An 11,298-nucleotide genomic window follows, 5' to 3' on the forward strand; every position below is an offset into this window, starting at 1 on the left:
GATTTTTTTATGAGAGGAAGCATAACCATGGAAAATGAAACAATGTTTGAACGGACAGTCAAGCCAGTATTAGATGTACAAGATAAACCAAAAATTGGACAGTGGGCATTTTTAAGTACACAGCATTTATTCGCAATGTTTGGTTCGACCGTACTTGTACCATTTTTAACTGGATTACCCATATCATCAGCGCTTTTAGCATCAGGTATAGGAACATTGCTTTATATCCTAATAACAAAAGCTAAGATACCAGCATATTTAGGATCGAGCTTTGCATTTATCACACCGATTATAACAGGGTTAAATTCTCATAGCCTTGGTGATATGCTGATGGCACTCTTTATGAGCGGCGTGATGTACGTATTAATAGGCTTAGCAATTAGATTGAGTGGTACGGGCTGGCTTATGCATCTTTTGCCACCTGTTGTTGTAGGACCAGTGATTATGGTCATAGGATTGAGTTTAGCACCAACAGCAGTTAATATGGCCATGTTTGAGAACTCAGGGGACATGAAAGGTTACAACTTAAGTTACTTGATTGTAGCTATGATTACGTTATTAGTAACAATCATTGTTCAAGGTTATTTTAAAGGATTCTTATCACTCATTCCTGTTCTAATAGGAATCATAACAGGTTACATCGTTTCGGCTTGTATGGGATTAGTCAACTTTGCACCGATTGCTAAAGCGAAATGGCTACAGTTTCCAGAAGTCTACATACCATTTAAAGATTATACACCTTCGTTTCATCTAGGACTCATACTCGTCTTGATACCTATTGTATTTGTGACGGTAAGTGAACATATCGGGCACCAAATGGTTATCAATAAGATTGTAGGACGTAATTTTTTCAAGGATCCAGGCTTAGACAAATCAATCATTGGTGATGGTGTTTCAACGATGTTTGCAAGTATTATCGGTGGTCCTCCAAGTACAACATATGGTGAAAATATCGGCGTTTTAGCAATCACAAAAATTTATAGTGTTTATGTGATTGGGGGTGCAGCAGTCATTGCAATCATTTTAGGATTTGTCGGGAAATTTACAGCACTGGTTTCATCTATACCAACCCCAGTCATGGGTGGGGTATCCATCCTGTTATTTGGCATTATCGCAGCAAGTGGTTTGAGGATGTTAGTGGAAAGTGAAGTAGATTTTGCGAGCAATAGAAACCTAGTCATTGCATCGGTCATACTTGTTATTGGTATTGGCAATCTAGTATTCAATTTAAATGGATTAGGGATTAACTTAGAAATAGAAGGTATGGCATTAGCAGCGTTAGCAGGTATTATACTTAACTTGATTTTACCTAAAACAGCACCAACCAATAATTAAAAGAAATTCTGATGATGAGGGAGCTGAATAAAAATGGATAATTTACTTTCAATGGAATACTTAAATACGACTGAAATTTACGATCTAATACAACGTGCGAGCGCTTTTAAAAATGGTAACGCGCAGCCAGGATGTTTTGAAGATAAATTTGTCGCTAATCTATTCTTTGAAAATTCCACACGTACAAAAAGTAGTTTTTTAGTAGCGGAACAAAAATTAGGACTAAAGTTAATAGATTTTGAGACAAGTACATCATCCGTTCAAAAAGGTGAATCATTGTATGATACTTGTAAAACGCTGGAACAAATTGGCGCCAATGTGTTAGTTATTCGACATTCACAAACAACTTATTATGATGAATTAAAGCATTTAAATATACCTATCATCAATGCTGGAGATGGTAGCGGACAACATCCGACACAAAGTTTACTAGACCTCATGACAATTTATGAAGAATACAAGACTTTTGAAGGTTTGAATGTACTTATCTGTGGTGATGTCAAGAACTCACGTGTAGCGAAAAGTAATTACCAAAGTCTAACAGCATTAGGTGCGCATGTCATGTTCTCTAGTCCAAATGAATGGAAAGATGAAACATTAGAAGCACCTTATGTTGATATTGATGAAGTGATCGATCGAATCGATATTGTCATGTTGTTAAGAGTCCAACACGAGAGACATGAGGATAGTGAAGTTACTAGCTTTGAAGTGAGTCAATATCATGAAAATTTTGGTTTAACGCAATCACGTTATGATTTATTGAAAGATCGAGCAATTATCATGCATCCTGCACCAGTAAATCGCGGTGTAGAAATTGAAGATACATTAGTAGAAGCACTGAAATCACGTATTTTTAAACAAATGGAAAATGGTATGTATATACGTATGGCAGTTATAGATCATATCTTACAAACGGAAGGGGCAACAGCAAAATGAAATTATTAACAAATGCAAAAATCTTAAAAAATGCTGAATTAACGACGGTATCGATTTTAATTGAGGGACAACATATTAAAAAAATCGCACCACACATTGATGATACATCAGAGACTGAAGTCATAGACGTTAAAGGACAATTCGTTTCGCCAGGATTAGTTGATGTCCATGTCCATTTACGTGAACCAGGCGGTGAACACAAAGAAACAATAGAAACGGGTACGAAAGCAGCGGCGAGAGGTGGATTTACTACAGTATGTCCAATGCCGAATACGAAACCTGTGCCTGATTCAGAAGAAAATCTGAATCGCTTAAACCAATTAATTGAAGAAAATGCACAAGTAAGAGTATTGCCATATGCAGCAATCACAGTTAGACAGGCTGGGAAAGAACACGTGGATTTTGAAACACTTGCTAACAACGGTGCATTCGCATTTACAGATGATGGTGTTGGTGTACAACAAGCTAGCATGATGTACGAAGCTATGCAAGCGGCTGCAAAAGTAAATAAAGCAGTTGTTGCACATTGTGAAGATAACAGTTTAATATACGGCGGAGCGATGCACGAAGGTCAGCGTAGTGAAGCGTTAGGTATACCAGGTATTCCAAATATATGTGAAGCAGTACAAATCGCGAGAGATGTTTTACTGGCAGAAGCAGCAGGCGCACATTATCATGTATGTCACGTATCTACAAAGGAAAGTGTCAGAACAATTAGAGATGCTAAAAAGGCAGGCATTCATGTAACTGCTGAAGTCACACCACACCATTTATTATTAACAGAAGATGATGTACCAGGTGATGATGCTATTTATAAAATGAACCCGCCTTTAAGAAGTAAAGAGGATAGAGAGGCATTATTAGAAGGTTTATTAGATGGCACGATTGATTGTATAGCTACGGATCATGCACCACATGCAGCAGAAGAAAAGAATCAGCCAATGACGAAAGCACCATTTGGTATAGTTGGAAGTGAAACAGCGTTCCCATTACTATACACTCATTTCGTTAAAAATGGAGATTGGACACTTCAACAATTGGTAGATTATTTAACAATCAAACCTGCACAAACATTTGATTTACCTTTTGGAAGATTGGAAGAAGGTTATTTAGCAGATTTAACAGTCATTAACTTAGAAGAAGAAAGCGAAATTAAAGCAGAAGATTTTGCATCTAAAGGAACCAATACACCATTTATCGGTTACAAAGTTTACGGTACACCCGTATTAACAATGGTTGAAGGCGAAGTTAAATTTGAGGAGGAAAAATAATGTTGAAAAAACGTTATCTCGTATTAGAAGATGGTTCATATTATGAAGGTTATCCAATAGGTTCAGATCAATTAACATTAGGTGAAATTGTATTTAACACAGCTATGACTGGTTATCAAGAAACAATTTCAGATCCATCATATACTGGTCAAATTATTACATTTACTTATCCATTGATTGGTAATTATGGTATTAACAGAGATGATTTTGAAGCACTTGTTCCAACGTTAAATGGTGTTGTAGTGAAAGAAGCGAGTCGCCAACCAAGTAATTTCAGAAAGCAAAAGACATTCCATGAAGTATTACAAGAATATGATATACCAGGTATTTCAGGTGTAGATACACGTAGCATTACACGTAAAATAAGAAACCATGGTGTATTAAAAGCAGGTTTTACAGATGAAAAAAGTGAAATTGATTCAATGATTGCAAAGCTGCAATCCGTTGAATTGCCGCGAAATGAAGTCACAACTGTTTCTACTAAATCACCATATGTTTCTACAGGTTATGGACTTAGCGTCGTACTAGTAGATTTTGGAAAAAAACAAAACATAGTTAGAGAATTAAACGCGCGTGGTTGTAATGTAACTGTAGTGCCTTATGACACTTCAGCAGAAGCGATTATTCGTATGTCACCTGATGGTGTTATGCTGTCAAATGGCCCAGGTGACCCTGAAGAAGTCCATGTAGCTGTTGAAATGATTAAAGGCATTTTAGGGAAAATACCATTTTTTGGTATTTGTTTAGGACATCAATTATTTGCATTATCACAAGGTGCTACGTCATTTAAGATGAAATTTGGTCATAGAGGGGCTAACCATCCGGTTAAAGATTTAAAAACTGGAAAGATAGCTTTAACAAGTCAAAATCATGGTTATGCCATTGACAAAGCATCTCTAAAAAATACTGACCTAGAAGTGACACATATTGCAATTAATGATGATACGGTTGAGGGCTTGAGACATAAATCATTACCAGCTTTTTCAGTACAATATCATCCAGAAGCATGTCCAGGACCATCAGATTCAAACTACTTATTCGATGAATTTATAGACATGATAAATGAATATAAAACAAAGGAGCTTACAAATAATGCCTAAACGTCAAGATATAGAAACCATTTTAGTAATAGGATCAGGACCAATTATTATCGGTCAAGCTGCAGAGTTTGATTATGCTGGAACTCAAGCTTGTCTTGCGTTAAAAGAAGAAGGATACCGCGTCATTTTAGTGAATTCCAATCCTGCAACAATTATGACGGATAACGAAATTGCAGATAAAGTTTATATTGAGCCTTTAACACATGACTTCATCGCACGTATTATACGTAAAGAACAACCAGATGCATTATTACCTACACTTGGTGGCCAAACTGGTTTGAATATGGCGATTCAGTTGCATGATAGTGGTGAACTAGAAGCGAATAATGTAAAACTATTAGGTACTGAATTGGAATCAATTCAACAAGCGGAAGATAGAGAGTTATTTAGAACACTTATGAACGATTTAGGCGTACCAGTTCCTGAAAGTGATATCGTTAATACAGTTGAACAAGCTTTTGCTTTTAAAGAAGAAGTGGGTTATCCACTCATCGTTAGACCTGCATTCACAATGGGTGGCACAGGTGGCGGTATTTGTCACAATGATGCAGAATTCAAAGAAATTGTAACAAACGGTCTACATTATAGTCCGGCAACACAATGTCTAATTGAAAAATCAATTGCAGGATTTAAAGAAATAGAATATGAGGTTATGCGTGATAAAAACGATAACGCAATCGTAGTTTGTAATATGGAAAATATTGACCCTGTCGGCATACATACAGGTGATTCAATCGTTGTTGCACCAAGCCAAACACTATCAGATGTAGAGTATCAAATGTTACGTGATGTATCATTGAAAGTTATTCGAGCGCTCGGTATAGAAGGTGGATGTAATGTGCAATTAGCATTAGACCCACACTCATTAGATTATTATATTATTGAAGTGAATCCACGTGTTTCAAGATCATCTGCATTAGCTTCAAAAGCAACGGGCTATCCGATTGCTAAATTAGCAGCTAAAATCTCTATTGGTTTAACACTAGATGAAATGTTAAATCCGATAACAGAAACATCCTATGCAGCATTTGAGCCAACTTTAGATTATGTAATTTCTAAAATTCCTCGTTTCCCATTTGATAAATTCGAAAAAGGAGAACGTGTCTTAGGAACTCAAATGAAAGCAACTGGTGAAGTAATGGCAATTGGTAGAACATATGAAGAATCACTACTAAAAGCAATTCGTTCCTTAGAATATGGTGTACATCACTTAGGATTACCTAATGGTGAAACATTTGATTTAGGTTATATTAAAGAACGTATTCAAGACCAAGATGATGAACGTTTATTCTTTATAGGTGAGGCAATTCGCAGAGGTACTACATTAGAAGAAATACATGAAATGACAAAAATAGATTATTTCTTCTTAAATAAATTCCAACACATCATAGATATTGAACACGATTTGAAATCAAATAAAGGTGACATTGATTATTTAAAATTCGCAAAAAATTACGGTTTTAGTGATAGAGTAATCGCACATCGATTCGATATGACAGAAGAAGAAGTGTACGATTTAAGACAACAAAACGGCATTATACCAGTGTATAAAATGGTAGATACATGTGCTGCAGAATTTGAATCTGCTACGCCTTATTATTACGGCACGTATGAATATGAAAATGAATCTGTAGTCACAGAGAAAGAAAAAATTCTTGTCTTAGGTTCAGGACCTATTAGAATTGGACAAGGTGTAGAATTTGATTACGCCACTGTACATGCTGTATGGGCGATTCAACAAGCGGGCTACGAAGCGATTATAGTTAATAACAATCCAGAAACTGTTTCGACCGACTTTTCTATTTCGGATAAATTATACTTTGAACCATTAACTGAAGAAGATGTCATGAACATTATAGATTTAGAGCAACCTAAAGGTGCCGTTGTACAGTTTGGTGGGCAAACGGCCATTAACTTAGCCGATAAACTAGCGAAACATGACGTGAAGATTTTAGGAACATCATTAGAAGATTTAAATAGAGCAGAAGACCGTAAAGAGTTTGAAGCGTTATTACACACGATTGATGTACCACAACCTAATGGTAAAACTGCAACGTCACCACAAGAAGCATTAGAAAATGCACGCAGTATTGGCTATCCAGTCGTCGTCAGACCTTCTTATGTATTAGGTGGTCGCGCTATGGAAATCGTTAATAGTGATGCAGAATTAGAAGACTATATGAATCAAGCAGTTAAAGCAAGTCCAGACCATCCGGTATTAGTCGATAGATATTTGACAGGTAAAGAGATTGAAGTAGATGCGATTTCTGATGGTGAAACAGTGATTATACCAGGTATTATGGAACATATTGAAAGAGCGGGAGTCCATTCAGGTGATTCCATTGCTGTTTATCCACCACAAACGTTAACGCAAGAAGAAATGACAACATTAGAAGACTTTACGATTCGTTTAGCAAAAGGCTTAAACATTGTTGGTTTAATTAACATTCAATTTGTAATTGCGCATGATGGTGTATATGTATTAGAAGTGAATCCACGTTCGAGTCGTACAGTACCATTTTTAAGCAAGATTACGAATATTCAAATGGCACAGTTAGCTATGCGTGCAATCATAGGTGACAAGCTAGTGGACTTAGGATATCAACCAGGCATCCAACCGTATACAGAAGGTGTCTTTGTGAAAGCACCCGTATTTAGCTTTAACAAATTGAAAAACGTCGACATCACGTTAGGACCTGAAATGAAGTCAACAGGTGAAGTGATGGGTAAAGATGCAACTATGGAAAAAGCACTGTTTAAAGGTTTAACAGCTAGTGGGATGGAAGTTAAAGATCATGGTACGGTCTTGATGACAGTCAGCGATAAAGATAAAGATGAAATTGTCTCTATTGCACAACGATTAAATGAAGTAGGATATAGAATCTTAGCAACACAAGGTACTGCACGAAAATTAGCCGAGAATAATATACCTTCAGAAGTAGTAGGAAAAATTGGTGGCGAAGATGATTTACTGACGCGTATACAAAATGGAGAAGTACAAATCGTTGTGAATACGATGACCAAAGGTAAAGAATTCGAACGAGATGGTTTCCAAATTAGACGCGCCTCCGTAGAAAATGGCGTGCCTTGTCTAACATCATTAGATACGGTTGTTGCATTAACACGTGTAATTGAAAGCATGACATTTACAATGAAAAATATGTAGTAATGAATAAGGAGAGAAATGTCACAACAATGAACAATCATTGACTTTGTGATGGATTAGATAAGATGAAATAAAAAAGGTTAGGATGTAGAGCTAGATGAAAAACTTGCCAATTATTGCTTTAGATTTTGATTCAACAGAAGCTGTAGATCAGTTTTTAGACCAATTTAATGAACCACTATTCGTGAAAATTGGAATGGAACTCTTTTATCAAACTGGACCTCAACTGATTGCTTCAATAAAGGATAGAGGACATGACATTTTTCTTGATTTAAAATTGCATGATATTCCTAATACGGTTGGCAAAGCAATGGAAGGCTTAAGCAAATTAAATATCGATCTTGTGAATGTGCATGCGGCAGGTGGTACAGAAATGATGAAACAAGCCTTGAACGGTTTGCAAAAACACAACCCCGATATTAAATTAATTGCAGTTACTCAATTGACGTCAACAACTGAAACGATGTTGCACAAGGAACAAAACATTCAAACTTCAATTGAGGAGGCTGTTTTGAACTATGCAACTTTAGCACAATCATCAGGTTTGGATGGCATCGTATGTTCACCACTAGAAGCAGAATTAGTGAAAAATGAATTAGGTAATGACTTTTTAAAGGTAACACCTGGTATCAGACCAAAAGATGCTAGTTCAGACGACCAAAAACGTATTACAACACCAGAAGATGCTAAAGAATTAGGTTCAACACATATTGTTGTTGGAAGACCAATCACCAAAAGTGAAAACCCAGTAGCAAGTTATCATAAAATCAAAGAAAGTTGGTTAGGTTAATATGGCTAAAGCAATTGCAAAAGCATTATTAGAAATTGAAGCAGTATCACTATCCCCGAATGATCCATTTACTTGGAGTTCTGGTATAAAATCACCAATTTATTGTGATAATCGTGTAATACTTGGATATCCAGAAGTACGTCAACATATTAGAGATGGACTGTGTGACTTAATCGAAACATATTTTGGAGACGTGGAAATAGTTTCAGGTACTGCCACAGCTGGTATACCCCATGCTGCGTATGTTTCTGAAAAATTAGCTTTACCGATGAATTATGTTCGTTCTAAAAGTAAGAGTCATGGCAAACAAAATCAAATTGAAGGTGCTTTAAGTAAAGGAAAAAAAGTAGTTGTTATTGAAGATTTAATTTCAACGGGTGGTTCATCAATTACCGCAGTCGAAGCTTTAAGAGAAGCGGGGGCAGATGTTATTGGTGTCGTAGCTATCTTTACTTACGGTTTAAAAAAAGCAGATGAACAATTCAAACAAGCGCAAATGCCATTTTATACATTAAGCAATTACAATGAATTAATTGATGTTGCAAAAGAAAATGGAGAAATTTCTGATAATGATATTAGGTCTTTAGTTGATTGGAGAGACAACTTGTCATAATATACTAAGTGGAGGGGATGTTATGACAAAAGACCCGAAAGAAGCTTATAATCATTTCGCACATTTGAATAAATTTTTGAATAAAAATGAAGATTATAGAGACCAAAACACATCAGATATTGATTACGAAATGTTAAAGCAAAAATCAGAAGAAAATATATATAAAAAATCTAAATCAACTATAAAGCAAAAAGGGCATATTAAATAATAAGCCAAGCGAATAGACGATTTAAGTTAACAACATGTCAAATAAGTAGGGGCTAACCAAATTTATTTTATTAAATAAGTTTGATTAGCCCTATTTGAAATAAGAATGGGAACAACATTTATATTGATTATCATGAATTGTTGATTTCAATTATAGGTGCCCCGTACGTTATAAATTTTTTAATAGCGTATTAGCGGATCATTATTTTAATGATGATATAGCCTACAAGTAATACAAGGGCTGCAATAAGTAAAGGAATAATATAAAAAGACATGAACATTACCTCCAATGTAATTTAATTTCATTTTAACTATAGAAGTTAAAATGGTAAAAGAAAAAGCTATTAGTTTAAGTATAACAGTTAATAAGTATATTCATATGATATGCTTAGTTTACTAAAAAAAATTATTAAAGTATCAAATGATTTATAAACTATGTAGTTAAGATCTATATACTTATTTTAAAATAAATTGTAAAAATAAGATATTAAAGCTTTGATATTTTGGTAAGAGGGGACTTGTATGCAAAAAATTCGACAGTTACTTAAAAACAATACAAAAGATATGATCATTTGTCTTATTGGTTCTTTTATTAGTGCTATTGCAGTCAATTGCTTTATTCTAGGGTCAAATTTAGGTGATGGTGGCACCGTCGGCATGTCGTTAGCGCTTAAGTACGCTTTCGGTTGGTCACCAGCACTTACATCTTTAATTATTAATACCCTCGTCATTATTGTTGGCTGGAAATTTTTAAGCACAAGAACGGCTATTTATACTGTGGTCGCTAATACTTCCATTTCTATATTTTTAGATTTAACTGAACATTGGAAGACAGGGGTAGATAATTTTGTAATTAATGCAACGTTTGGTGGTGTACTAGTCGGTGTGGGCATTGGGTTAGTTATTGCATCCGGTGGTGTTATAGGTGGTACATCAGTTATTGCAAAAATGCTTAATAAGTATTTTGATATTAAAACAGCACAGGGTATTTTTGTATTAGATGGTTTAGTCGTACTATCATTTTTATTTGTATTGCCACTCACGAACGTGCTATTTACAATTATAATGATTTTCATTACTGAGCGTGCAACCTCATTTATAATTGAAGGTTTTAATCCCAAAAAGGCAGTTACAGTCATTTCTAGTAAAAACGAAACGATTAGTGATAAAATCAACAGTTTCACAGGTAGAGGCTCTACGATACTAAACGGTAAAGGTGGTTATGGTAAACATGAGACAAGCATGTTATACGTTGTTGTGCCACAATCACAAGTAACAAGAGTTAAAAAGTTAGTAAATGAAGAAGACGAAAATGCATTTTTAGTGATTCATGATGTACGTGACGTACTTGGTAATGGATTTATTAACTTATCTTAAATTTAGAAATTTACGAACATAAAATGCATAAATTCGATTTTTGATAGTATATCTTTTATTCTAAAGTGTATAAAGGTTTAGGAGGTAGAATAATGGCAATACCTAAGATAACAACTTTTCTGATGTTTAACGGCAATGCAGAAGAAGCTATTAATTTATATGTTAATACATTTGAGGACGCTGAAATATTAGCGTTGGTAAGATATAGTGAAAGTGATGAAGAACCAACAGGCGCTGTTCAACATGCCATTTTTAGATTAAAAGATCAAGTATTTATGGCAATTGATAATATGAATGGGGTAGATATTGAGATGAACCCTGCAATGTCATTATACGTGACAGTTGATAGCGCAATTGAAATGGAGAGATTATTTAGTAAACTGAAAAGTGGTGGCGCCATTTTAATGCCAAAAACAGAAATACCACCTTTTAGAGAATTTGCATGGATTCAAGATAAGTTTGGTGTTAATTTCCAATTAGCCTTACCTGAGAAAAATTAAATA

10 protein-coding genes are annotated in these 11,298 nt (G+C 35.1%); all 10 read left to right on the forward strand.

The features are described from left to right. The first annotated feature begins 27 nt into the window (after positions 1-27). The 10 genes from ACM595_RS01400 to ACM595_RS01445 all read left to right on the forward strand — a co-directional run bounded on the left by ACM595_RS01400 (position 28) and on the right by ACM595_RS01445 (position 11,295). The gene (locus ACM595_RS01400; RefSeq protein ID WP_002483529.1) at positions 28-1,335 is read left to right on the forward strand and encodes a uracil-xanthine permease family protein; all 1,308 of its coding nucleotides are present in this window, start codon (positions 28-30) and stop codon (positions 1,333-1,335) included. Positions 1,336-1,368: 33 nt separating this feature from the next. Beyond that, positions 1,369-2,271, forward strand: coding sequence for an aspartate carbamoyltransferase catalytic subunit (locus ACM595_RS01405; protein ID WP_069821923.1), 903 nt, complete (start codon positions 1,369-1,371; stop codon positions 2,269-2,271). Further along, positions 2,268-3,542 (forward strand): dihydroorotase, encoded by a 1,275-nt coding sequence (locus ACM595_RS01410; protein WP_069821924.1) that lies wholly within the window; start codon positions 2,268-2,270, stop codon positions 3,540-3,542. Before ACM595_RS01405 ends, ACM595_RS01410 begins: the two co-directional genes overlap by 4 nt. Next, complete coding sequence (locus tag ACM595_RS01415; protein ID WP_002483526.1) at positions 3,542-4,642, forward strand: carbamoyl phosphate synthase small subunit; 1,101 nt, start codon at positions 3,542-3,544, stop codon at positions 4,640-4,642. The genes ACM595_RS01410 and ACM595_RS01415 overlap by 1 nt, the downstream gene beginning before the upstream one ends. Beyond that, complete coding sequence (gene carB, locus ACM595_RS01420; RefSeq protein WP_041080425.1) at positions 4,635-7,808, forward strand: carbamoyl-phosphate synthase large subunit; 3,174 nt, start codon at positions 4,635-4,637, stop codon at positions 7,806-7,808. The genes ACM595_RS01415 and carB overlap by 8 nt, the downstream gene beginning before the upstream one ends. A 97-nt stretch (positions 7,809-7,905) precedes the next feature. Beyond that, positions 7,906-8,598 carry an orotidine-5'-phosphate decarboxylase gene (pyrF, locus tag ACM595_RS01425; RefSeq protein WP_002483524.1) on the forward strand — a complete coding sequence of 231 codons (693 nt, stop codon included), beginning with the start codon at positions 7,906-7,908 and terminating at the stop codon, positions 8,596-8,598. A gap of 1 nt (position 8,599) precedes the next feature. Further along, positions 8,600-9,211, forward strand: a complete 612-nt coding sequence (gene pyrE / locus ACM595_RS01430; RefSeq protein ID WP_115338573.1) for an orotate phosphoribosyltransferase — start codon at positions 8,600-8,602, stop codon at positions 9,209-9,211. 22 nt (positions 9,212-9,233) lie between these two features. Next, positions 9,234-9,419 carry a hypothetical protein gene (locus ACM595_RS01435; protein WP_002483522.1) on the forward strand — a complete coding sequence of 62 codons (186 nt, stop codon included), beginning with the start codon at positions 9,234-9,236 and terminating at the stop codon, positions 9,417-9,419. Positions 9,420-9,940: 521 nt separating this feature from the next. Next, complete coding sequence (locus ACM595_RS01440) at positions 9,941-10,795, forward strand: YitT family protein (RefSeq protein WP_002483521.1); 855 nt, start codon at positions 9,941-9,943, stop codon at positions 10,793-10,795. A 92-nt stretch (positions 10,796-10,887) separates the two neighbouring features. After that, complete coding sequence (locus tag ACM595_RS01445; protein WP_115338572.1) at positions 10,888-11,295, forward strand: VOC family protein; 408 nt, start codon at positions 10,888-10,890, stop codon at positions 11,293-11,295. Positions 11,296-11,298: the final 3 nt, after the last annotated feature.

This window comes from Staphylococcus sp. LKG3-1, from assembly GCF_048568385.1.
GTDB lineage: Bacteria > Bacillota > Bacilli > Staphylococcales > Staphylococcaceae > Staphylococcus > Staphylococcus saprophyticus.